Source organism: Tepidiforma sp. (genome assembly GCF_026419595.1).
Taxonomy (GTDB): Bacteria; Chloroflexota; Dehalococcoidia; order Tepidiformales; family Tepidiformaceae; genus Tepidiforma.
In genome coordinates this window covers 1-228 of the sequence record NZ_JANZZD010000119.1, presented here as the reverse complement: position 1 = coordinate 228, position 228 = coordinate 1, and the positions used below count along the sequence as shown (strand labels likewise).

Genomic DNA, 228 nt, shown 5'->3' with positions numbered 1-228 from the left:
GCGGGCGATTCCGGCGAGGCGGCTGATGAGCGCGGGTGCAACGAGCGGGGCGTCGCAGGAGCAGGCGAAGACGAAGTCCGATTCGGCAGCGGCGAAGCCCGCAGCCAGGCCGGCGAGCGGCCCGCAGCCGGGAACAGCGTCGTGTACGCGGATGAGCGGGACTGGGGAATCCAAGGCAGGGGTCTCCTGGCCCGGTGCCCGCACGACGATGATGCGGTCGACGGCGGG

1 protein-coding gene is annotated in these 228 nt (G+C 72.8%); it reads right to left on the bottom strand.

Annotated elements, in window-relative coordinates:
* A partial coding sequence (locus N2041_RS14975; RefSeq protein WP_367187742.1) for an NTP transferase domain-containing protein occupies positions 1-213 on the bottom strand: 213 nt, incomplete at its 3' end.
* Positions 214-228 lie beyond the last annotated feature (15 nt).